The 22656-nt window shown below is 38.6% G+C and carries 22 protein-coding genes; 21 read left to right on the top strand and 1 reads right to left on the bottom strand.

What is annotated here, in order from left to right:
* Window positions 1-6: 6 nt before the first annotated feature.
* The 12 genes from recN to EJK17_RS01335 all read left to right on the top strand — a co-directional run bounded on the left by recN (window position 7) and on the right by EJK17_RS01335 (window position 12756).
* On the top strand, window positions 7-1692 hold the full coding sequence (gene recN, locus EJK17_RS01390; protein ID WP_127796141.1) for a DNA repair protein RecN: 1686 nt from the start codon (window positions 7-9) through the stop codon (window positions 1690-1692).
* A 126-nt stretch (window positions 1693-1818) separates the two neighbouring features.
* A complete protein-coding gene (gmk, locus tag EJK17_RS01385) occupies window positions 1819-2433 on the top strand; it encodes a guanylate kinase (protein WP_103660962.1) in 615 nt (204 codons plus the stop codon).
* A gap of 2 nt (window positions 2434-2435) precedes the next feature.
* Window positions 2436-2663 (top strand): DNA-directed RNA polymerase subunit omega, encoded by a 228-nt coding sequence (gene rpoZ, locus EJK17_RS01380; RefSeq protein WP_103660963.1) that lies wholly within the window; start codon window positions 2436-2438, stop codon window positions 2661-2663.
* Window positions 2664-2714: 51 nt separating this feature from the next.
* Entirely contained in the window at window positions 2715-5111 is a 2397-nt protein-coding gene (gene priA / locus EJK17_RS01375; RefSeq protein WP_103661018.1) for a primosomal protein N', read from the top strand.
* Between the two features lie 12 nt (window positions 5112-5123).
* Window positions 5124-6071 carry a methionyl-tRNA formyltransferase gene (gene fmt, locus EJK17_RS01370; protein WP_103660964.1) on the top strand — a complete coding sequence of 316 codons (948 nt, stop codon included), beginning with the start codon at window positions 5124-5126 and terminating at the stop codon, window positions 6069-6071.
* Complete coding sequence (rsmB, locus tag EJK17_RS01365; protein WP_103660965.1) at window positions 6019-7386, top strand: 16S rRNA (cytosine(967)-C(5))-methyltransferase RsmB; 1368 nt, start codon at window positions 6019-6021, stop codon at window positions 7384-7386. Before fmt ends, rsmB begins: the two co-directional genes overlap by 53 nt.
* Window positions 7387-7390: 4 nt before the next feature.
* A complete protein-coding gene (locus EJK17_RS01360; protein ID WP_103660966.1) occupies window positions 7391-8140 on the top strand; it encodes a Stp1/IreP family PP2C-type Ser/Thr phosphatase in 750 nt (249 codons plus the stop codon).
* Window positions 8137-10158: a Stk1 family PASTA domain-containing Ser/Thr kinase gene (pknB, locus tag EJK17_RS01355; protein WP_103660967.1), complete on the top strand. Its 2022-nt coding sequence runs from the start codon at window positions 8137-8139 to the stop codon at window positions 10156-10158. The genes EJK17_RS01360 and pknB overlap by 4 nt, the downstream gene beginning before the upstream one ends.
* Window positions 10155-11051, top strand: coding sequence for a ribosome small subunit-dependent GTPase A (gene rsgA, locus EJK17_RS01350; protein ID WP_103660968.1), 897 nt, complete (start codon window positions 10155-10157; stop codon window positions 11049-11051). The genes pknB and rsgA overlap by 4 nt, the downstream gene beginning before the upstream one ends.
* Window positions 11052-11068: 17 nt before the next feature.
* Complete coding sequence (gene rpe / locus EJK17_RS01345; RefSeq protein ID WP_103660969.1) at window positions 11069-11722, top strand: ribulose-phosphate 3-epimerase; 654 nt, start codon at window positions 11069-11071, stop codon at window positions 11720-11722.
* On the top strand, window positions 11719-12405 hold the full coding sequence (locus EJK17_RS01340; RefSeq protein ID WP_103660970.1) for a thiamine diphosphokinase: 687 nt from the start codon (window positions 11719-11721) through the stop codon (window positions 12403-12405). Before rpe ends, EJK17_RS01340 begins: the two co-directional genes overlap by 4 nt.
* 45 nt (window positions 12406-12450) lie before the next feature.
* Window positions 12451-12756 (top strand): hypothetical protein, encoded by a 306-nt coding sequence (locus EJK17_RS01335; protein ID WP_103660971.1) that lies wholly within the window; start codon window positions 12451-12453, stop codon window positions 12754-12756.
* Window positions 12757-12891: 135 nt separating this feature from the next.
* On the opposite strand, the gene rpmB is transcribed toward EJK17_RS01335, so the two are convergent.
* On the bottom strand, window positions 12892-13077 hold the full coding sequence (gene rpmB / locus EJK17_RS01330; RefSeq protein ID WP_103660972.1) for a 50S ribosomal protein L28: 186 nt from the start codon (window positions 13075-13077) through the stop codon (window positions 12892-12894).
* Window positions 13078-13245: 168 nt separating this feature from the next.
* Between rpmB and EJK17_RS01325 the strand changes: the two genes are divergently transcribed.
* The 9 genes from EJK17_RS01325 to EJK17_RS01285 all read left to right on the top strand — a co-directional run bounded on the left by EJK17_RS01325 (window position 13246) and on the right by EJK17_RS01285 (window position 22619).
* Entirely contained in the window at window positions 13246-13608 is a 363-nt protein-coding gene (locus EJK17_RS01325) for an Asp23/Gls24 family envelope stress response protein (RefSeq protein ID WP_103660973.1), read from the top strand.
* Between the two features lie 20 nt (window positions 13609-13628).
* On the top strand, window positions 13629-15287 hold the full coding sequence (locus EJK17_RS01320) for a DAK2 domain-containing protein (protein WP_127796140.1): 1659 nt from the start codon (window positions 13629-13631) through the stop codon (window positions 15285-15287).
* A 4-nt stretch (window positions 15288-15291) separates the two neighbouring features.
* Complete coding sequence (recG, locus tag EJK17_RS01315) at window positions 15292-17331, top strand: ATP-dependent DNA helicase RecG (protein ID WP_103661019.1); 2040 nt, start codon at window positions 15292-15294, stop codon at window positions 17329-17331.
* 21 nt (window positions 17332-17352) lie between these two features.
* The gene (gene plsX, locus EJK17_RS01310; RefSeq protein ID WP_103660975.1) at window positions 17353-18351 is read left to right on the top strand and encodes a phosphate acyltransferase PlsX; all 999 of its coding nucleotides are present in this window, start codon (window positions 17353-17355) and stop codon (window positions 18349-18351) included.
* A gap of 11 nt (window positions 18352-18362) precedes the next feature.
* Entirely contained in the window at window positions 18363-18605 is a 243-nt protein-coding gene (acpP, locus tag EJK17_RS01305) for an acyl carrier protein (protein WP_103660976.1), read from the top strand.
* A gap of 123 nt (window positions 18606-18728) precedes the next feature.
* On the top strand, window positions 18729-19766 hold the full coding sequence (locus EJK17_RS01300; protein ID WP_127796139.1) for an ABC transporter ATP-binding protein: 1038 nt from the start codon (window positions 18729-18731) through the stop codon (window positions 19764-19766).
* 3 nt (window positions 19767-19769) lie between these two features.
* Window positions 19770-20732 carry an ABC transporter ATP-binding protein gene (locus EJK17_RS01295; RefSeq protein WP_103660978.1) on the top strand — a complete coding sequence of 321 codons (963 nt, stop codon included), beginning with the start codon at window positions 19770-19772 and terminating at the stop codon, window positions 20730-20732.
* A 2-nt stretch (window positions 20733-20734) separates the two neighbouring features.
* A complete protein-coding gene (gene opp4B, locus EJK17_RS01290) occupies window positions 20735-21694 on the top strand; it encodes an oligopeptide ABC transporter permease (RefSeq protein ID WP_103660979.1) in 960 nt (319 codons plus the stop codon).
* Window positions 21695-21707: 13 nt separating this feature from the next.
* Window positions 21708-22619 carry an ABC transporter permease gene (locus EJK17_RS01285; protein WP_127796138.1) on the top strand — a complete coding sequence of 304 codons (912 nt, stop codon included), beginning with the start codon at window positions 21708-21710 and terminating at the stop codon, window positions 22617-22619.
* The last annotated feature ends 37 nt before the right edge of the window (window positions 22620-22656 follow it).

The following is a 22656-nucleotide window of genomic DNA, read 5'->3' as shown; positions in this document are numbered from 1 at the left end:
TTTTTAATGTTAGTGGAATTAGATATTAAAAATTTTGCCATTATTAAGAGCTTAAAGGTTCGCTTTCAAGAGAAAATGACTGTCTTAATTGGGGAAACAGGGGCTGGTAAGTCGATCTTAATTGATGCCGTTTCTTTATTAATGGGCGGTCGTGGTCAAAAAGAAATGATCCGCAGTGGCGAAAAAAAAGCAGTTATTACGGGTCTTTTTGCCTTAAAAGGCCAAAAAGAAAAGATTTCACAGCTGTGTGAACAATATGGTTTGCCGCATGACGATGATCAGTTAGTTATTAGTCGTGAATTAGCAATTCAGGGCCGCAATGTGGTGCGAATTAATGGTCAACTAACGACGATTAATGTCTTGCGAGAAATTGGCAATTATTTAGTTGATATTCATGGTCAAAATGACCAGCAAATTTTAATGGATCAGGATCGGCAAATTGATTTAGTTGATAATTATGCTGATCAAGCTTTTCATGATCAGTTAGCTGCTTATCAAATTAATTTTGCCAAATGGCAAAAATATACCAGTCAATTGCGTCATTTGCGTCAAGGTGCGCAGGAATTAGCCCAAAAGCAAGATATTTTGCAATTTCAAAATGATGAATTAGAGGCAGCTAATCTAGAAGATCCTGACGAAGATGAAAAATTAGAAGATGAATACAACGAATTAAACAATTACCAAAAGATTGCGGATACCGCAAATTATTTTATGCAGTTGTATGACGATGATGAGCATGGGATTGCCACTTTGTTAGGGGATGCCCAAAACGCAGCTACTGATTTAACTGAGTTTGGTAATAAGTTTAAGGATTTTGCCAAGACTGTTGATGATGGCGTTTATGCGCTCAATGATGCTCGCAGTGAATTGTCTAATTTAATGGATTCCATCGACTTTGATGAGGAGCGTTTCCAATATGTGACTAACCGCTTGGACACTTTGAATTCGCTTAAGAAAAAGTATGGTCCAACTTTAGCCGATGTGTTTAAGTTTTATGCAAAGGTTCAAAAAGAATTAAGTCAATTTGAAACTGGTGGCCTTGATGAAGAAAAATTACAGGCTGAGGTTTCTAAGTTAGAAGAAAAATTAACTGAGCAAGCGCGTGAATTACACCAAATCCGCGAGAAGGTGGCTCAACAATTGGAACACCAAATTAAACAGGAACTAGCTGATCTTTACATGGAAAAAGCGCGGTTTTCAATTAATTTTGAAGAAACTAAAACTTTTACTAGTAAAGGAACCGATGCGATTGTTTTCTTAATTGCGCCTAACCCTGGTGAAGATTTAATGCCATTAGTTAAGATAGTTTCTGGTGGGGAACAATCACGGCTGATTTTAGCTTTGAAGGCAATCTTCAGTAAGGTTGAACCAGTTGGGACGATGATTTTTGATGAAATTGATACTGGAGTTTCTGGTCGAGTTTCAGCAGCCATTGGACGCAAGATGCATTCAATTGGTGAAAATAAGCAAGTAATTACGATTACTCACTCACCGCAAGTAGCTGCAGCTGGGGACCAACGTTACTTAGTTGCTAAGGAAGTTAAAGACGGTGCCACCTTTACGCAAGTTGGACCGTTGACAACGGAAGAGACAATTACTGCGATTGCGCAAATGATGGCAGGCAGTGATGTTACTGATGCGGCTAAGCAGAATGCAGTAGACTTAATGCGGAGTTTTAAAGAGAAAAAATAAGTGGAAGTCTGAGAAATAATATTCCCAGACTTTTTAGCATCCTCACTTCTTTTAGTCATGAAAACTTGAAAATAAGCCATTGATAGTGCAAAATAATTATATTAGTATTTTGTAGGAGAGTTTGGCATGGCACATAAAGGTTTGTTACTCGTCCTTTCAGGTCCTTCTGGTGTTGGTAAAGGAACTGTTAAGAGCGCAATTGTTGAAAACAAGGTTTTTCCATTTGAGTATTCAGTATCAATGACTACTCGGAAGCCGCGCCCTGGTGAAGTCGATGGTAAAGATTATTTCTTTGTAAGTGAAGAACGTTTTCAAGAAGCTATTAACCAAGGTGAACTTCTGGAATATAATGAATACGTTGGACATCATTACGGTACTCCTCTGGCACCAGTTAAGAAGATGCTAGATGAAGGTAAGGATGTTTTATTGGAAATCGATGTTAATGGTGCAAGAAAAGTTCGTGAAAAGATGCCAGACGGAGTCTTTATTTTCTTGACACCGCCAGACTTACATACTTTGCACTTGCGCTTAGAGCGGCGCGGTACAGAATCTGAAGATGTGATTATGGGTCGAATTAAACAAGCCCGTAAGGAAATCTTAGTAATGCAAGATTATGATTATGCGGTAGTTAATGATACTGTTGCCAATGCCGTCGATCATATTAAGGCGATTGTTGACGCAGAACATGTTAGCGTTAAGCGAGTTATTGATGACTACCGTAAAATGGTCAGGGAGGATTAACTATGAGAATTACATACCCATCAATTGATAAATTACTGTCACACGTTGATTCACGTTATTCACTATCAGTTTTAGCTGCTAAAAGAGCTCATGAACTTGAAGCAGGTGATCCACCTACTTTAAGTAGCTTCAAATGTGATAAGGCAGTTGGCAAAGCATTAGAAGAAATTGCCGCTGGTAAAGTAACAGTTGATCCGGCTCATAGAGAAGTTAATCTCGTTGATGATTAAAGTGAATGACCTCCATTGATCAATGGAGGTCATTTTTTGCAAGGTGATAAAATGATTGCTCAGGTTATTGTAGATATAGCTGCTAAGCAGACTGATCGAATTTTTGAATATCATGTTCCCGATGAACTGCAAGATGTTGAAGTCGGCTCTCGCGTTTTTGTGCCTTTTGGACCAAGAAAATTGCAAGGTTTTGTTGTTGGTCTATCTGAAACTAGTCAGTTTCAAGGTAAATTAAAAGACCTCTTATTAGTTGTCGATGAAATGCCACCTTTAACACCTGAATTAGTACAACTTTCAGCCGATCTAGCCGATCATGTTTTTTCTTATCGGATTTCAATTTTAAAAACGATGTTGCCAAGAGTAATGCGGGCTAATTACCGCAAGATCTTGACTCCTTTAACTGAAAAAGCAAAACAATTACCGCTTTTTCAAGGAGATCCGGTTGATCTGAACAAGATGACCGATGTTAAGCAAATTGCTTTAGCAAGAAAACTATTACGCCATGATGAGGCTAAGATCGAATATTTAGTCGAAAACCGGGCTAAAAAGAAAACCGAAAATGAATACCAACTTTGTCAGAGTAAGGCTGAATATGAAAAAATCTTAGCATCAGTTAGGCCAAATGCAGTTAACCAACGCCATTTATTGCAAGATATTATTCAGCACTATGATGCCTATCCTAAGCGACAAGTAGAATTGGAAAAAGAAGCGGGCGTTAATACTGCAACTTTAACGGCCGCAGTTAAGAAAAAGTGGTTAAAGAAACAAGCTGTTGAAGTTTATCGGGATCCGTTAGCGGGTTTTGATGAAGATCAACCTGACAAAAAAGTTACTTTAAACGACGAACAAACAGCAGCTTTGAGCAAGATTACGACTGCAATTGAAGAAAAGCAGGATCAAACCTTCTTGCTTGAAGGGATTACTGGTAGTGGTAAAACGGAAGTATATTTGCATGCAATCAGTAAAACTTTGGCTGAAGGGCGCAACGCCTTAATGCTGGTACCTGAAATTTCTTTAACTCCGCAAATGGTGCGCCAGGTGAAGGCACGTTTTGGCGGTGAAGTTGCGGTTCTACATAGTGGATTATCAGAAGGGGAGCTTTATGATGAATGGCGCCGGATTCGTCGTGGTGAAGCGCGGGTCGTAGTTGGAGCGCGGAGTGCTGTTTTTGCTCCTTTAGATAATATCGGTTTGATTGTAATTGATGAGGAACATGAATCTTCTTATAAACAAGAGGACAATCCTCGTTATCACGCACGAGACGTGGCTATTTGGCGCAGTCATTATAATCACTGTCCCTTAGTCTTAGGAAGTGCTACCCCGTCACTAGGTAGCCGTGCCCGGGCACAAAAGGGTGTCTATGAACTTTTACGCTTAACTAAACGAGCAAATCAAAAGAAACTGCCAGAGGTTAAAATCATTGATTTAAAGCATGTACAATTTGCCGGCGGTCAATTTGATTTATCTGTTGAATTAGTGGACGCCATTAAAGACCGGCTTGCCAAAAAAGAACAAGTTATTCTGATGTTAAATCGGCGCGGATTCGCCAATTTTATGCTTTGCCGGGAATGTGGTTACGTTATGAAGTGTCCTAATTGTGATTTATCCTTGACCATGCATAAAGATACAGGCATGATGCAATGCCACTATTGCGGTTATACTGAGCCAATTCCGCAACGTTGTCCGCAATGTCAAAGTGAGCATATTCGCTTTTTAGGAACTGGTACGCAAAAAGTTCAAGAAGAATTAGAAGAACTTCTTCCAGGAGTACGTATTTTGCGTATGGATGTGGATACGACTAGAAGAAAGGGCAGTTATAAGAAAATCTTAGATGCATTTGGCAATCATGAAGCTGATATTTTACTTGGAACGCAAATGATTGCTAAGGGATTAGACTTCCCTAATGTTACTTTAGTCGGTGTGATTAGTGCTGACACAAGTTTATGGGTGCCAGATTATAATTCCTCAGAACGAACTTTTGAATTATTAACGCAAGTTTCAGGCCGAGCAGGGCGGGCAGAGAAAACAGGCGAAGTGTTAATTCAGACCTACAATCCTGATCATTATGCAATTAAATTAGCTCAAAGTCAGGATTATGAACGCTTCTATGGTTATGAAATGCGCGTCCGGCATGCTGGTAATTATCCACCGTATTTTTACACGGTGTTAATTTCAGTTGCTTCAAAGAATGAACAGCATGCAGCCCAGGAAGCTTTTCGCATTAAAAGACGCCTAACGCGAAATTTACACCCCGAAACAATCATTCTCGGACCTACTCCAAGTGCAATTTCTCGTTTAAAAAATCAATATTATTACCAAATACTGGTAAAATATAAAAAAGAAATGAATCTTAATTCGCTACTACATCAAATTCAATATTCAGCCCAAGAGATTAAAAAATATGGTTTGAATGTTTATATCGATAATGAACCCGAACGCATCATTTAAGGAGTTTTTTTGATGACATCAATTATTTTTATGGGAACTCCAGATTTTTCAGTTCCTGTACTTGAAGGATTACTTGATCATGGCTATGAAATCAAGGCTGTTGTTACCCAACCCGATAAAAAAGTGGGACGTAAACAAAAAATTACCAAAACCCCTGCCAAAGTTGCTGCTGAAAAGCATAATTTAAAGGTGCTTCAACCAGTTAAATTATCTGGTTCACCTGAAATGGAAGAATTGATCAACATGCACGCTGACTTAATTGTTACGGCCGCTTATGGACAATTCTTGCCAACAAAATTCTTAAATTCAGTGAAAATTGCTGCAGTTAACGTACACGGTTCATTATTACCTAAGTATCGTGGTGGTGCGCCAATCCAATATTCTTTGTTAAATGGGGATAAGAAGACCGGCGTCACGATCATGGAAATGGTTAAAAAGATGGATGCTGGCGATATGTATGCCCAAAAAGCCATCGAGATTCAACCAGACGATACTAGTGGTAGCTTGTTTGAAAAACTATCTTATGTTGGTCGTGATTTGTTATTAGAAACTTTGCCAAAAATCATTGATGGCACAGTTAAGAAGGTAGCTCAAGATCCAGACCAAGTAGTCTTTTCACCTAACATTTCTAAAGAACAAGAAAAAATCACTTTAGAAATGACAGCCGCTCAAGCTAACAACTTAGTGCGGGCCCTTAATCCTGACCCTGGTGCTTACATGATGGTAGATGGTAAACGTTTGAAGGTCTGGAAAGCTCAAGTCAGTGATGAAACAACTGACTTAGCACCAGGTACAGTTGTTGCCAATAAAGGTCGCTTCGCCATTAGTTTTGCGAATGGAACAGTACTAGAGTTACTTGAATTACAACCTTCCGGTAAGAAGCGAATGGAAGTTAAGAACTTTTTGAATGGCCAAGGCAGTAAGTTTACCACAGGAGAAAAAATTGTCGACGAAGAATAAAAAAAGCGCCCGTGCAATTGCCCTTGCAACTTTAATTAGAGTCTTGCAAGATGGTTCATATTCTAATATCAGTTTGAATAATAGCTTACAAGGTGCGCATTTATCGCAAGCAGATAAGAATCTAGCTACCAAATTAGTTTATGGGACAATTCAATATCGGATCTTTTTGGACTACCAACTCCATGATTTAATTAAAACCAAGCTCTCAGAAAAGTATTTAAAACCATTGCTATTGATGTCAGCTTATCAAATTTTCTTTTTAGATAAGATTCCAACTCGGGCGGTGCTTGATGAAGCCAATAAATTAGCCAAGGAATTTGGTAAGCAACATTCGGGTGGTTTTCGCGTAGCAAATGGGATCTTACGGGCTTTAACGCGGCGCGGAAAAATTTTGCCGCCAGAAAAAGACCGGTTTAAATATTTAAGTGTGAAAGAGAGTATCCCAATTTGGTTGGTCAAATATTTTGTCACTAATTGGGGTTTTAAACGGACTGCTAGCATTCTGCAATCAATTAATGAACCAGCCAAAAATAGTGTGCGCTTGTCTAGCTTAACTAATCAGCGGCAAACTTTAGTTGCTTTAACTAAATTAGGCTATGAGCCTCAAGCTTCTCAATTAGCAGCAAATAACTATGTTTTAGCTCATGGCGGAATTGTAGAGACTACTTTATTTAAGAACGGCCAATTAACAGTGCAAGATGAAGCAGCCAGCTTAGTGGTTGATGCTTTTGACTTTAACGGTGATGAAGAAGTCCTAGATGCATGTAGCGCACCAGGTGGTAAAACGGTGCAAATTGCAGAACATTTGACGACAGGGCAAGTTACTGCTTTAGATATTCATGAAAAAAAGTTGCGTTTAGTACGGCAAAATGCGACTAGAATGCACGTTGCCGATCAGGTCAAGACTAAAGCAATTGATGCGCGGAAGGCGGATGAATACTTTTCTGGGCAACAATTTGCTAGAATATTGGTAGATGCACCATGTTCTGGTTTGGGATTACTAAGACGAAAACCAGAAATACGTTACACCAAAAAGAAACAAGATTTGTTAAATTTACAAAAAATTCAATTGTCAATCTTGGATCATGTTAGTCATCTACTTGAAGAAAATGGTGAGTTAGTTTACTCAACTTGTACTATTTCTCTTGAAGAAGATGAAGATGTAGTTAAACAATTTTTAGCTAGTCATCCTAACTTTGAGCTAGTTCCGTTTGAATTGTCCAAGATCGGGACTAAGACTGGAATGCTTAAAATATTGCCAGATAGTTATGGCAGTGACGGCTTTTTTATTGCGAAGTTTAAATTACGAGGTTAGATTTTTGATTGAAACAGCATATGCTTCAAGTATTGGTAGAATACGTAAAAGCAATCAAGATTTTGTTCGAGTTTTTAAAAATAAAAGCGATATTACTTTAGCAATTGTCTGTGATGGGATGGGCGGACATCAAGGCGGCGATGTAGCTTCTACGATGGCCGTGACTCATTTAGGACATAATTTTAAAGCAACTGATTTTACTGACTCGAAAATTGCCCGTAAGTGGCTTGATGTGCAGCTTAATACTGAAAATGAAACTATCTTAAAAGCCGCAGATCGTTTTTCTGATCTAAATGGAATGGGAACGACGATTGTGCTAGCTTTTGCCTTTGCTGATAATGCCTTAATTGCTCATTTGGGTGATTCGCGTGGTTATAGCTATGCCGATGGGAAATTTACCCAATTAACTGAAGATCATTCTTTAGTTAATGAATTAGTAAAAATGGGGCAAATTACCAAAGAACAAGCTAAGCATCATCCCCAAAAGAACATCATCACTCAAGCTTTAGGTGTTTCAAGTACGATTGATCCAGAATTTACCACGATTAAGCTGAATGACAACGATATTATCTTATTGTGCACTGATGGTTTGACCAATTCTTTAAGTGATCCGCAAATCCAACAGATTTTGGCAACCAAGGATCTCTCTTTGAAAGATCGTTGTAATAAACTGATCAATGAGGCAAATCGATTAGGTGGTGGTGACAATATTACCGTCTGCTTGATTTGGAACAAGGAGGATGAAGGCAAGTGATTGATAAAGTTTATTTGCTTGGTGAACGCTACCGCATTATCGATACTTTGGGTGAAGGCGGCATGGCCAATGTTTATCTAGCTGAAGATATCATTTTGCAGCGAAAAGTTGCCGTCAAAGTCTTACGGTTAGATTTGCAAAAAGAACCTCAAATCGAAGAACGGTTTCAGCGAGAAGCCCTAGCAACTAGTGAATTAAGTCATCCAAATATCGTTTCTGTGCTTGATGTCGGGACTGATCAAGGTTTACCTTACATGGTAATGGAATACGTTGATGGCCCAGATTTGAAAGAATATATTGGTGAAAATTCACCTCTTGATTTACATGAAGTGATTCGGATCATGGACCAAATCTTAAGTGCGGTTGCTTTGGCTCATAAGCATAATGTCATTCACCGTGATTTGAAACCGCAAAACATTCTGCTGGATCGGCGCGGTAATGTTAAAATTGCTGACTTTGGAATTGCAGTTGCGCTTAATCAGAGTTCCATCACCCAAACCAACTCAGTAATGGGTTCGGTGCATTATATGTCACCTGAACAAACTCGTGGTGGTCTAGTTACTAAGCAATCAGATATTTATTCTTTAGGGATTATTCTTTATGAGTTAATAACTGGTAAAGTGCCGTTTAACGGTGAAACGCCAGTTTCAATTGCTTTAAAGCATGCCCAAGAACCAATTCCATCAATTCGTAAAAAAGATCCAAAAGTTCCGCAAGCTTTAGAAAATGTGGTATTAAGAGCTACTGCTAAAGATCCACGCGATCGTTATGCCACAGCTCAGGAAATGAAGGCGGATCTGGATACAAGTTTAGACTTTAGTCGTAAAGATGAAGAAGTCTTTGTACCTAATCATCGTATTAATGATGATGAAACTATTATCCTGCCTGGCTTTAAAAAGGCTGATAATGATGTGACTAAGCAAAACACTGAGCAAGAAAAATCTTCCCCTAAAGAAACTGCGAAAGAGCAACATCATGATTTCTGGCAGGGAGTTAGAGCTCATAAATGGTGGTTTATTTTTATGGGAATTGCCGCTGTATTAATTGTGCTCATCATGATTTTTGCCTTAGGTGGAAATCAAGATCATCAACCAGCTGGAGTTAGAGTACCAGATGTAACTAATCTTGCTGAAGGTAAGGCCAAAGCTAAAATCGAAGATGCTGGTTTTACGATTGGTAATACAGTTAAACGGCATTCTGATAGTGTTGCCGTTGGTAAGGTGATTGAAACCAAACCGGCTGCAGGTGAGATGCTAAAGAAAGGTCAAGTTATTGACCTAGTAATTTCTAGTGGCGCGGGAATGATCAAAGTTCCTGATGTAGAGAATACTGACTACGAAGAAGCTGCCACTAAGTTAGAAGAATTGGGATTTGATGTCATTCGAGAAAACCAATATTCGAATGACATTGATGAAGGAAAAGTCATTTCGCAAAGTATTGCTGCTGGTGTTGAAGTTAAACCAAAACAGACAACTATTACTTTGGTAGTTTCCCAAGGCAAAGCACCAAAGCCAAAGAAGAATTTAATCAAATTAAAGGATTTGAAGAATTATTCTTTGAAGAGTGCGCAGGATTATGCCAAAGAATATGGCTTAACGTTACAAATAATCCAAGAATATTCAGATCATGTTGAAAAGGGCATGATTATTTCCATGCGACCAGATGCCGGCACGCGGGTAAAACGTGGCTCAACGGTCACAGTAGTAGTTTCTAAAGGGCCAAAAGAAGATGCTAAAGATACCAATGTGACTAAGACCTTTACCGTTGATTATCAAGCTCCTGCTGACGAAACACAGGGTGATAATCATCGTGAAGCAGAAGAAAAAGAAAATGCCAAGGGTAATCATGTGCAAATTTACATTCGCGATGATGACCACTCTTTAGGTAATATTTATCGTGATCTGTACATTAAGCGTGATATGAGCTTTTCAATTCCATTCTCACTAAAGGATGGTTCAGGTCAATTAAGAGTAGTACGTGATGGCGAGACAATTTTGAATGAAAAGGTGACTAAATGACAAGGCAAGCTGAAGGCACCGTAACTGGTTTGATTGCAGGTTATTATGACGTGCAAACTAGTGAGGGGTTAATCAGAACAAGAGCACGTGGTGTATTTCGACAGAAGAAGCAAAAACCGGCTGTCGGTGACCATGTTGAGATTCAGATTGATGATCAAGGCATGAGTTACTTAGTTAAAATTTTGCCACGTTTGAATCGCATCGGACGCCCAGCTGTGGCTAATGTTAGTCACGTTTTGTTAGTTATTTCTGCAGTGCAACCTGACTTCTCAGTAGCACTGCTTGATCGCTTTTTAAACTTTTTTAGTTGGCAGAAAGTCCAAGTTACGATTTATTTGTCAAAAGGTGACTTGCTTAAAAATAGCGATAAGTTAGGTCAAATTAAGGAAATTTTGGCCTATTATGAAAAAATTGGCTACCCTGTTTATGATGATGCGACTAAATTGGCAGCAGATTTACCTAATTTAATCGCAGCAGGACAGATTTGGACCTTAGCAGGACAATCTGGTGCTGGCAAGTCAACTTTATTAAATAAGTTAAAAAAGGATGCCAATCAAGCAACTGGTGAAATCTCGCAAGTTTTAAATCGGGGTAAACACACAACAAGACAAGTGCAATTATTTAAGATGGGACAGGGCTTTTTAGCTGATACCCCTGGCTTTTCTTCAATTGACTTAACCCCAATTAAGCTCAATGAATTGTGTAACTACTTTATTGAATTTAAAAAAGCCAGCAGCAAATGTAAGTTTCGCGGGTGCCAACATTTAAAAGAACCAGCCTGTGAAGTGAAAAGATTGCTGGCTGCAGGCGAAATCCTACCAGCGCGTTATGATGATTATTTGGCAATGCGGACCGAAATTAGTGAGGGACGGTTACCTGAATATTTGAAGTAAATGGGAGAGATTAGAAGTTGATGATTGCACCATCTATTTTGAATGCAAATAATTTAAATTTAAAAAAAGATATTGATGAAGCTGTTGCAGCTGGAATCAGTCGTTTTCATATTGATATTATGGATGGGCATTTTGTTCCTAACTTATCTTTTGGACCACAATTGGTATCAGATTTTAAGCGGGAGTTCCCATCAATTAAATCGGAAATCCATTTTATGAGTGATCATCCTGATGATCTTGTTCCGGCTTTTGTGAAGGCTGGCGCTGACAGCGTTGAATTGCATTATGAAGCAATGAGTGAGGCGAAGCTCAATTATTGGCTAGATTATTTAGCTGACCATCATGTAGCTGGGGCGTTAGTTCTGAATCCAGATACACCAGTCAAGGTCATTAAGCCATTTTTAGGCAAAATTAAGCAAGTACTAGTTATGACTGTTCATCCTGGCTTTGGCGGGCAAAAATTTATTGCGGAATCAGCTAATCGAATTAAAGAAATTAGAGAAATAGCCGGATCAGAACTGCCTATTGAAGTTGATGGTGGGATTAATGATCAGACCATTAAGTTAGCTAAAGATGCCGGTGCTAATGTTTTTGTGGTGGGCTCGTATTTATATGAAGCTGCTGATTTTGCCAGCCAAATGCAGAAGTTAGAGAGAATTATGGCCTCATGAAAGCATATGCATTACTAGGTGGGCCGACAGATTTATGGCCCGAAGACATCAAAAAGCGGTTCTTGAAAGCAAAATATGCTCATGATTTAGTGGTCGGTGTTGATCGCGGATCCTTATATTTAGAAGAATTGGGTATTGTGCCAGATTTAGCAGTTGGCGATTTTGATTCACTCAAGCCTAAAGATTTATCCCGTATTGAAAGTAATGTGCCGGATATCCGCTATTCCAATCCGATTAAAGATTGGACCGATTCAGAACTGATGCTGCAAACGGTGTTTGATGATTATCATGTTACGCAATTAACGATTTTAGGAGCAACGGGTGGGCGGATTGATCATTTTTTGATCAATTTATTGATGCTACTGAATCAAGCAATTCGGCAATTTGCAGAGCGAGTAACCATTCTTGATCAGCAAAATAAAATTTTATTTTTTAATCCAGGTCAACATTCATTGCAGCAGGATTTGACTTATCCCTATATCGGTTTTGCCGGATTGACGGGAGTAAAAAATTTTTCCATCAAACATGCTCGGTATGAGTTAGATAATTTTTCGGCAAATTATCCACGAGTTTTTTCGTCTAATGAGTTTTTACCACATCAGCCTGAATTTGAAATTTCGTTTGACGAGGGCATGATTGCGGCAATTTATTCAAAAGATATTAATCGCTTTCATAATCTCTAGAAATGCGTGTACAATAGAAGCAGATAAAAGAAATGAGGCTAGATTATGAAATACAGTGATTTTGAAAATAAAGTCAGTGATGTTGAAGGTGGACGCTTTGAAGCTGAGCTTGATCGAGTAAAGAATGATGTTAAGAAATACTTGCATAAAGATCATGTGCATGTTTTTGATAAAAAGAATCATAAAGAAGTTGCTACCATTAATGGTTTATCACGTAATGTGACTTATCAAGATCTTGGCTTGCCAACTAAGCTAGGGGAATTAATCACGGAATATGCTTACACGCCAATTCAAGAGCGGATGGCAAGTGAAATTCCTGATGATGACAAACATCACAATATTATGAAATAAAGAAAAAGAAGAGCAGGAAAATGATGACTCATTTCCATGCTCTTCTTTTGTTGTTGCACAAATGTTGTACTTAATTACTTACTTTTTTGCAAAATAAAAACCCCGCAGATAGTTCTGTAAGGGCTTGGTTAATCATTAGGCACGAGTTACTTTACCAGACTTCAAAGTCTTAGCAGATACCCATACGCGCTTTGGCTTACCGTCAACAAGAATACGAACTCTTTGAAGGTTTGGCTTCCATGCACGACGAGCTGATCTCTTTGAGTGTGAACGCTTGTTACCAAAAGTAGTTTTCTTACCTGTCACAAAATCTTTTGCCATTTGCTAAACCTCCTTTATATGTGTTTTCATACTTAATTAAGATAGCATATCTTGAACTTTAATTCAACAGGAAAAGTATTTTTTAATAAATAGGTTTTACTGCGCTTTTGTAGTTTACTATGATAAAATGAATACGTATATTCGAGACAATGAAGACGGAGGAGAAACATGGCTGTTAAAATCAAAACAAAAAATGGTTTGATCGATATTTCAAACGGAGTAATTGCAACTGTTGTTGGTAGTGCAGCTACGTCTAATTACGGCGTTGTAGGAATGGCTTCTAAGAATGCCATTCGTGATGGTTTCGATGGAATTCTTAATCGGGCCAATTACAAGCGCGGTGTTGTTGTCAAGTCTGAAGATAATGAAATTACGGTAGATGTCTACATTATTGTTGGCTATGGCTTGAAGATTTCGGAAGTTAGTCGTAATGTTCAAAGCAGTGTCAAATATAATTTGAAGAATCAATTAGGCATTGATACAAAGGCCGTTAATGTCATCATTCAAAGCGTTAAAGTACTTGATGAATAACGCAAGCGGAGGTTATTAGGTTGGTTTTAAAAGAAATAGATAGTAAACAATTTAGAGACATGGTCCGGGTTGCTACGCACCGAATGGGAAAGAATGCTGAGTTTGTAAACTCATTGAATGTTTTCCCAGTTCCCGATGGTGATACTGGTACCAATATGAATTTGACCATTGAAAGTGGTGCAAGAGCAGTTACTAAGAATCAAAGCACTAGCGTTGGCGACTTAACCGAAAGTCTTGCTCGCGGGATGCTGATGGGTGCTCGTGGTAATAGTGGTGTTATTACTTCACAATTGTTCAGAGGCTTTTACAAGGCAACTCAAGGGATGAAGACTTTAAATGCCCAAGAGTTAGCAAATGCCTTTTCTAATGGGGTAACTACTGCTTATAAGGCAGTAATGAAGCCAGTTGAAGGAACTATTTTAACTGTTGCACGCGTTGCTGCTCAAGAAGGTGCCGAAAAGGCCAATGACACTGATGATGTAGAAGAAGTAATGAAGGCGGTAGTTGAAGGAGCTAAGAAGGCTTTGAAGACTACCCCTGACTTATTACCAGTTTTAAAGCAAGTCGGTGTTGTTGACTCCGGTGGTCAAGGTTTGTTATTCATCTATGAAGGTTTCTTAGAAGGTTTACTTGGTGAAAACTTTGCTGATCAATATCAACCAGATGAAACTGAAATGGATGAAATGATCAATGCCATGCACCACCAATCAGTTCAAAGTCAATTAGCAACGCAAGATATTGCTAATGGTTACTGTACTGAAATTATGGTTGACTTAACTGCTGATGTGCCTAACAAGAAGAAGTTTGACTTGGAAGAATTCAGAAAGCACTTATCTGAATTAGGTGACTCATTATTAGCTGTTTCAGATGGTGAAGTTGCCAAAGTTCACGTTCACACTGAACACCCAGGTGATGTTTTCCAATATGGTAGCCAATTTGGTCAATTAGGTAAGATCAAGATTGATAACATGCGGATTCAACACGAAACCATCGTTAATGACGATGAAGAAAAGCAAGATGCAGTTGATTTTGCTGTCATCGCTGTCTGCTCAGGTAACGGAATTCGCAAGTTATTTGAAAGTGAAGGGGTCAACCGGATTATTTCTGGTGGACAAACCATGAACCCTTCAACTGCTGATATTATTGATGCCATTAAGAAGTCTGGCGCTAAGCAGGCCATTATTTTACCAAATAACGGTAATATCGTTATGGCTGCTAAGCAAGCTGCTGAAGTTAGTGATATTCCAGTAGGAATTGTGCCAACCAAGACCATTTCTCAAGGTTTAACCGCAATGCTTTCATTTGATCCAGATACTTCTGTTGATGAAAACGTGGAAGCAATGACTGAAGACTTAGATTCAGTTGTTTCAGGTGAAGTTACACAAGCTAACCGTGACACTAACATTGATGATGTTGAAATTCATAAAGATGATTACCTTGGCATTGTTGATGGCAAGATCAAGGTTGATAATGCTGATTTAGTAGCTGCTACAACTGAAATGATCGAAAAGATGCTTGATGAAGATTCAGAAATTGTAACCATCATGTTTGGGCGCGATGCTAATAAGTCTTTAGCTGATGAAGTAGTTAAAGCAGTCGAAGCTAAGCATGATGATCTCGAATTTGAAGTTCACGATGGTGGCCAACCAGTTTACCATTTCTTAGTTTCAGTTGAATAAAATGATTAAAAATAATGCATTATTTTCTCCTGTGACCGATTTAAAAGGAGTTGGAACAAAAACTGCAGCCAATTTGGGAAGCTTAGGAATCTATAGTATTTATGATCTATTATTCTACTTTCCGTTTCGCTATGATGAATTGCAAACTTTACCTTTAGACCAAATCATGGATGGTCAAAAGGTAATGCTAAAAGGGATTGTAGCGACTGAACCGTTTGTGAGCCGTTTTGGCTACAAAAAGAGTCGTCTAAGCTTCAAACTAAGAATTGACCATGATGTGATCATGGTCAATTTTTTTAACCAGCCCTGGTTGAAAAAACAGCTAGAAATCGGTCAAGAAGTAGCAATTTATGGTAAATATAATGTTGCTCGTCAGAGTTTATCTGGCTTCAAGTTTGTCGTTACTAAGGAAAATGATAGTGGTATGGCGCCGATTTATCCGGTTAACAAGCATGTGCGACAAAAGAAACTAGTTGATTTAATCAATTTAGCGATTGAAGATTTTTTACCTGAAGTAAAAGATATTGTACCGCTTGCAATTAGGCCAAAATATAGCTTATTATCAGATCAGGAAATTATCGTTAAAATGCATCATCCTAAGAATGGTCAAGAAGCAGAACTTGCCAAACGAAGTGCAATTTTTCGAGAGTTCTTTATCTTTCAGATTCAACTAGCTGAGTTAACTGCCAGCAATAATCAAAAGGCACGAGGCAAGGCTAAAGACTATGACTTAACAGAAATCGCTAAACTTACATCCTCATTACCATTTGAATTGTCAGCTGACCAAAAAGAAGTGGTCAATGAAATTTTTACTGATTTACATTCTCCAAGGCAAATGCGCCGTCTTTTGCAAGGGGATGTTGGTTCTGGTAAAACAGTTGTAGCAATTTATGCTATTTATGCGGCAATTACTGCTGGTTATCAAGCTGCTTTAATGGTGCCAACTGAAATTTTAGCGACCCAGCACTTTAAGAAGATCGATGAATTGTTACGACCTTTTGGCGTGCGAGTGGCTTTACTGACTGGTAATACCAAGACTTTGGAGCGACGAGAAATCTATCGTGAAATAACTGATGGCACAATCAATGTGGTCATTGGGACACATGCCTTGATTCAAGATAATGTTATTTTCAAAAACTTGGGTCTAGTCATTATTGATGAACAGCACCGCTTTGGGGTTGGCCAACGGCAGGCTTTGATCAATAAGGGTGAAGATCCTGATATTCTGGCGATGACAGCCACGCCAATTCCGCGAACTTTAGCTTTAACGGTTTATGGGGACATGACCGTGTCTGAAATTCGTCATTTACCAGCAGGGCGCAAGCCGATTATTTCAGCTTGGAAAACAAGTAGTCAGATGGATGATGTTTATCGCCTGATGCGAGAGCAGCTAGCGGCTGGTTTTCAAATTTATGCAGTGACACCCTTAATTACTGAATCTGAAACGATGGACTTAAAGAATGCCGAAGAATTACATGAAAAATTAAGCCATGATTTTCCAGATCAAAAGGTTGTCTTGCTTCATGGACAGATGCCTGGGGCTAAAAAAGATGAAATTATGGCGGATTTTGCTGCTGGCGAAATCAATATCTTAGTAACAACCAGCGTCATCGAAGTTGGGGTCGACGTACCAAATGCGAATATGATGATCATTTATAATGCTGAGCGGTTTGGTCTGAGTCAATTGCATCAACTGCGAGGCCGGATTGGTCGTGGCCAGACGCAAAGTTACTGCATGTTCATTGCTGATCCCAAAACTGAATCAGGTAAAGCTCGGATGAAAATTATTGCTGCCACTAATGATGGTTTTAAATTAGCTGAAGAAGACCTCAAGATGCGCGGCGAAGGTGACCTTTTTGGCAAAGCCCAATCAGGTTTACCAGAGTTTCGCGTTGGAAATGTCGTGAACAACTACAATACGATGGTGGTTGCTCAAAAGGTTGCTAAAGAATTAATAGCAGCTGATCCAGAACTAAAAAAAGCAGTTCACGAATCTCTGCGCGAGGTGCTAGAATATAAAAAACTGGAACAAAATAGAATTTAGAAAAGATTAGGTGATTATTTCATGAAAAGAATCGCAATTGATGCCATGGGTGGAGAAAATGCGCCTAAGGCAATTGTCGATGGAGTGTTAAAAGTTAGAGCAGAACTTCCTCAGACGCAATTCATTTTATTTGGTGATAAAGAACAATTGAGACAAGTAATCCCTGCTGATGAAATTAATGATCAATTAAAGATTGTTCCAACTATTGAAGTAATTAATGATGAAGATGAGCCAGTTAAAGCCATGCGAACCAAGAAACATTCATCAATGGTTGAAGCTGCCAATTTTGTGAAAGAAGGCAAGGCTGATGCTTTGTTCTCTTTAGGTAATACTGGAGCTTTACTTGCTTGTGGAATTTTCATTATTGGCCGGATTAAAGGAATTAGTCGCCCAGGCTTAATGCCAACTTTGCCTGCTCAAAATACTGATAAAGGCTTTAATATTGTCGATGTTGGGGCAAATGCCAAGACTAAACCAGAATATATTTTGCAATGGGCTGAAATGGCTTCATTTTATGCTGAAAAAATTCGTGATGTGAAAAATCCGCGTGTTGCTCTACTTAATAATGGTGCCGAAAGCGATAAGGGTGACGAAATTCACCAAGCTGCATATGAGTTGCTTCAAAAGAGTGATTTAAACTTTATCGGTAATATTGAAGGTAACGAAATTATGACCGGTAAGGCGGACGTAGTTGCAACTGACGGTTTTTCTGGTAATATTGCTTTAAAGAGTGTGGAAGGGATGTCGAGCGTCTTACTCCACTCCTTAAAGGATAGTTTGCTTAATAATGGGTTAATGACAAAGATTGGTGCCTTAATGATTAAGAATGCTGTTAACGACCTAAAGAACAAGTACGATACAGCTGTTCATGGTGGGGCCGTCTTATTGGGAGTAAATTCTCCGGTTGTTAAAACTCATGGTCGTTCTAATGAAAGACCAATTTACTATACCTTGAAACAAATTGATAAAATGTTAGACGAAGATTTAGTAGGCGAGGTTAAGGCTACGTTTGCTAAATAATAGGAGGATATATGAGCGAAGAAGAAATTTTTAATAAGATTAAGGGCTTAATTGCTGATAATTTTGATATTGATGCAGATAAGATTACTAAGGATACTAATTTTTCTAGTGATTTAGATGCTGACTCAATTGACTTAGTGGAATTTATTTTGCAACTAGAAGATGAGTTTGGCGCTGAAATTCCCGATGATGAGGCTGAAAAAATTAAAACTGTTGGCGACGCTGTTGCTTATATCAAAGCTCACCAAGAATAATTTTTTTGAAAAAAAGCCGTTCTCAGTTTGCATGAGGGCGGCTTTATGTTTATAATTAGAAAATAAATTAAGAAACTTAAGTACCTTTTAATAAATAAGTACAGTAAGATGGAGGAATGACCTTTGGAGAAGCAAAGTGATCTCTTGTTAGATATCCAGCACCTGCACACAGCATATCGCTTGCAAGGCAAGTTTTATGATGCTGCAGATGATGTCAATCTGACCTTAAAACGAGATGAAATTTTGGCCATTGTTGGTGAATCTGGTTGTGGTAAGAGCACGATCGCATCAAGCATTATTGGCTTATACGATCATCAAAATACTAAAGTAACCGGGGACATTCTCTACAATGAGCTTAATTTAGTTGGTTTGAATGAATCTTTATTCAATAAGATTCGTGGTGATAAGATCGGGATGATTTTCCAGGATCCATTAGCCAGCTTAAACCCATTAATGCGTGTTGGTGATCAAGTTGCCGAAACCCTTTACTACCACACAGATATGGATGAAAAGGCACGTAAGGCACGAGTAATTGAGCTATTTAATCAAGTTGGGATGCCAAATCCTGAAGAAATGTACATGATGTATCCCCACGAATTGTCTGGTGGTTTACGTCAACGTGTCGTGATTGCGATGGCCATTGCCTGCAAGCCAGAAATCATCATTGCCGATGAACCAACAACTGCTCTTGATGTTACTATTCAAGCGCAGATTTTGGACTTGCTGCAAGATATTCAAAAGCAATCTCACTCAGGTATTGTCTTGATTACTCACGACTTAGGTGTCGTAGCTGAAACTGCTGATGAAGTTGCCGTTATGTACGCCGGTCAAATCGTTGAAAAATCCGATGTTAAGACAATTTTTGAACATCCATTACACCCATACACACGGTCTTTGTTGAACTCCATGCCACAAAATGAAGGCGATAGTGACGAAGAACTTCTTGTGATTCATGGTACAGTGCCATCATTGAAGAATATGCCTCGTACTGGGGATCGGTTCGCTGCTAGAATTCCTTGGATTCCAGCAAGTGCCCATGAAGAAAATCCTCAAGTTCATGAAGTTGAACCAGGTCATTGGGTAAGATGTACTTGCTGGAAGAGTTTCCACTTTGAAGACCAACCAGCACCTCAAGAAGTTAATTCAGTAAGTGGAGAGTAATCTATGAGTAAAGAAATTATTCAAGTTAAAGATTTAAAGGTTCACTACCCAATTCGTTCTGGTTTCTGGAATAGGATTACTGATTATGTTCGTGCCGTTGATGGTATTAATTTAACCATTAATGAAGGTGAAACTTACGGTTTAATTGGTGAATCTGGTTCAGGTAAATCTACCACCGGTAAGGCGATCGTTGGGATTGAAAAGGTCACCAGTGGCCAAATTTTCTACAAAGGTCAAGATATTACTAAGGCTTCTAACCGAAGAAAGTTAAATTACAACAAAGATGGTCAAATGATCTTCCAGGATTCAATGTCCAGTTTGAACCCAAGAAAGAGAATTGAGGACATTATTGCGGAACCAATTAGAAACTTTGAAAATTTGACGACTGATCAAGAACGTGAACGTGTACAAGAATTACTTGATATCGTTGGGATGCCAAGTGATGCGATTTACAAGTATCCACACGAATTCTCTGGTGGTCAAAGACAAAGAATTGGGGTTGCCCGTGCGGTAGCTACTAATCCTAAGTTGATCATTGCTGACGAACCAACTAGTGCCTTGGACCTTTCAGTTCAAGCACAGGTTTTGAACTTCATGAAGAATATTCAACAACAATACAATATTGCATATCTGTTTATTTCTCACGACTTAGGTGTTATTCGCCACATGTCAGAGAATATTGCGATTATGAACCGTGGACGTTTAGTAGAACTGGGTACTAAAGATGATATCTATAAGCATCCAATGCACATTTATACCAAGCGTTTACTATCAGCTATTCCGAAGGTCGATGTTGAACACCGTGCAGAGCACAAGAAGCACCGTTTGGAAGTTGAAGCAGAATATCGCAATGACCAAAGTAAGTGGTACGACAAAGACGGTCGAGTATTTCCATTACAAAAACTTACTACGACTCATTACGTTGCCTTACCAAGTGCTGAATTGAATGAAATGGAGGGCAAATAATAATGTGGAAAACGGTCTTAAGACGTCTTTTAATCATGATTCCACAGCTAATCGTTTTAAGTATCATTGTCTTTATTTTGGCTAAAATGATGCCAGGGGATCCATTTACCGGTTTGATTAACCCTAACACGGACCCTAAAGAAATTGCTCGCTTAAGACAAGCTGCTGGGTTAAATGATCCAATTTGGGTACAATATTTCCGTTGGGTTGGTAATTTATTCCATGGTGATTTAGGTACTAGTTATGTTCAACACGTTTCAGTTACTTCATTAATTGCCGATCGTGCTGTTAATACCTTCTGGCTATCCTTGTTAACCGTTGTAATTACTTATGCTTTAGCTATTCCAATGGGAATTACTGCTGGTCGTCGTGAAGGTCACTGGCAAGGCACTTTGATTCAGATCTTTAACTACATTACTTTCGCTATTCCAGGTTTCGTGGTTTACATTTTAGGTATCTGGCTCTTTGGCTATACGCTTGGTTGGTTCCCAATATCTGGTTCTGTTTCTGGTAGTGCATCTGGATTCTTCCCAGTTATTTGGAGTAGATTCTATCATATGCTATTACCAGCAATTTTAGCTGCTGTAATTTCTACCACAGGTACTGTTCAATACTTGAGAATTGGTATTTTGGATAACCGAGTAGAAGATTATGTTCGGACTGCTCGCTCAAAGGGTGTTCCTGAAAAAGTCGTCTTTAATAAACATATTTTGAGAAACTCACTTTTACCAATCGCTGCTTTCTTTGGTAACACGATTACTGGTTTACTTAGTGGTTCCGTTATTATTGAAACTGTCTTCAATTATCCTGGTATGGGACAATTGTTCATGGATTCAATTTCTCAACGTGATTATACGACTTTGACAGCTTTAATCTTACTTTACGGTATTTTAACTTTAATTGGTAACTTGCTCTCAGATATTATCATGAGTATTGTCGACCCAAGAATCAGAATTCAGTAGGGAGGAGAAGAAAATGGCTAAAGATAAAAAAATGAAAAAAGATAACAGTCAACAGGTTTCAACTCCTCCATTAGGAATTCGAATTGTTTTACGCGAAATTGTTAAAGATAAAGCAGCGTTAACAGCGTTTTGTATTGTAATAGCAATTTTACTATTCTGTTTTGTCGGTTCTTTGTTCTTAAACAAGTCACAAGTTACAGAAATTAACATTGCTGAATCCTACTATGCTTGGGGTGAAAATGGCCATATCTTCGGTACTGACGAAGGTGGTCGTGATATTTTGAAATTATTAATCATGGGTGGACGTAACTCTATCATGATTGGTATTTCAGTAACTTTGATTTCCATGGTTGTTGGTTTAATTGTTGGTATTTTTGCAGGATACTATGGCGGTATCATTGATTCCATCATTATGAGAATTGTCGACTTCATCCAGATTATGCCAAATTTTCCAATCTTGATTGTTTTGGCAACAGTTATTCCTAACTACAACGCCTACACTTTAGTAGGAATGATTTCGATCTTTGGCTGGACGAGTTCGGCGCGGTATTACAGAAGTTTCGTTTTAGCACAGCGTGGACGAGAATATGTTATGGCCTCGAAGACTTCGGGATCTAGTGATTTGCAAATCATGTTTAGAGAAGTATTACCAAATATTTCTTCAATGATCATCATTGATTTAGTTTTGGGGATTGCCGGTAACATTGGTGTTGAAACTGGACTTTCATTTATTGGTTATGGTTTACCAATCACTACTCCATCTCTTGGTACTTTAATTGGGTATGCTAATGATCCTGTTAACGTTACTACTCGTCCTTGGTTATGGATGCCAGCTGCAATTTTACTTTTGATTATTTCATTGAGTATTAACTATGTTGGTCGTGCTTTGCAAAAGGCTGCTGATGCTCGTCAACGTGAAAATTAATTGAACTTAATAAAAACTTTATGAATAGCATAAGTGT

Source organism: Lactobacillus xujianguonis (assembly GCF_004009905.1).
GTDB lineage: Bacteria > Bacillota > Bacilli > Lactobacillales > Lactobacillaceae > Lactobacillus > Lactobacillus xujianguonis.
The sequence above is the reverse complement of the archived record's forward strand: the minus strand, read 5'-3'. Positions and strand labels throughout refer to the sequence as shown.

Coding starts and splice junctions, on each gene's coding strand:
- fmt (WP_103660964.1), top strand. CDS start 5,124: ATGACATCAATTATTTTTATGGGAACTCCAGATTTTTCAGTTCCTGTA.
- plsX (WP_103660975.1), top strand. CDS start 17,353: ATGAAAAGAATCGCAATTGATGCCATGGGTGGAGAAAATGCGCCTAAG.
- rpoZ (WP_103660963.1), top strand. CDS start 2,436: ATGAGAATTACATACCCATCAATTGATAAATTACTGTCACACGTTGAT.
- rsgA (WP_103660968.1), top strand. CDS start 10,155: ATGACAAGGCAAGCTGAAGGCACCGTAACTGGTTTGATTGCAGGTTAT.
- recN (WP_127796141.1), top strand. CDS start 7: ATGTTAGTGGAATTAGATATTAAAAATTTTGCCATTATTAAGAGCTTA.
- EJK17_RS01325 (WP_103660973.1), top strand. CDS start 13,246: ATGGCTGTTAAAATCAAAACAAAAAATGGTTTGATCGATATTTCAAAC.
- EJK17_RS01295 (WP_103660978.1), top strand. CDS start 19,770: ATGAGTAAAGAAATTATTCAAGTTAAAGATTTAAAGGTTCACTACCCA.
- rpmB (WP_103660972.1), bottom strand. CDS start 13,077: ATGGCAAAAGATTTTGTGACAGGTAAGAAAACTACTTTTGGTAACAAG.
- priA (WP_103661018.1), top strand. CDS start 2,715: ATGATTGCTCAGGTTATTGTAGATATAGCTGCTAAGCAGACTGATCGA.
- gmk (WP_103660962.1), top strand. CDS start 1,819: ATGGCACATAAAGGTTTGTTACTCGTCCTTTCAGGTCCTTCTGGTGTT.
- acpP (WP_103660976.1), top strand. CDS start 18,363: ATGAGCGAAGAAGAAATTTTTAATAAGATTAAGGGCTTAATTGCTGAT.
- EJK17_RS01340 (WP_103660970.1), top strand. CDS start 11,719: ATGAAAGCATATGCATTACTAGGTGGGCCGACAGATTTATGGCCCGAA.
- EJK17_RS01285 (WP_127796138.1), top strand. CDS start 21,708: ATGGCTAAAGATAAAAAAATGAAAAAAGATAACAGTCAACAGGTTTCA.
- opp4B (WP_103660979.1), top strand. CDS start 20,735: ATGTGGAAAACGGTCTTAAGACGTCTTTTAATCATGATTCCACAGCTA.
- rsmB (WP_103660965.1), top strand. CDS start 6,019: ATGGCCAAGGCAGTAAGTTTACCACAGGAGAAAAAATTGTCGACGAAG.
- EJK17_RS01335 (WP_103660971.1), top strand. CDS start 12,451: ATGAAATACAGTGATTTTGAAAATAAAGTCAGTGATGTTGAAGGTGGA.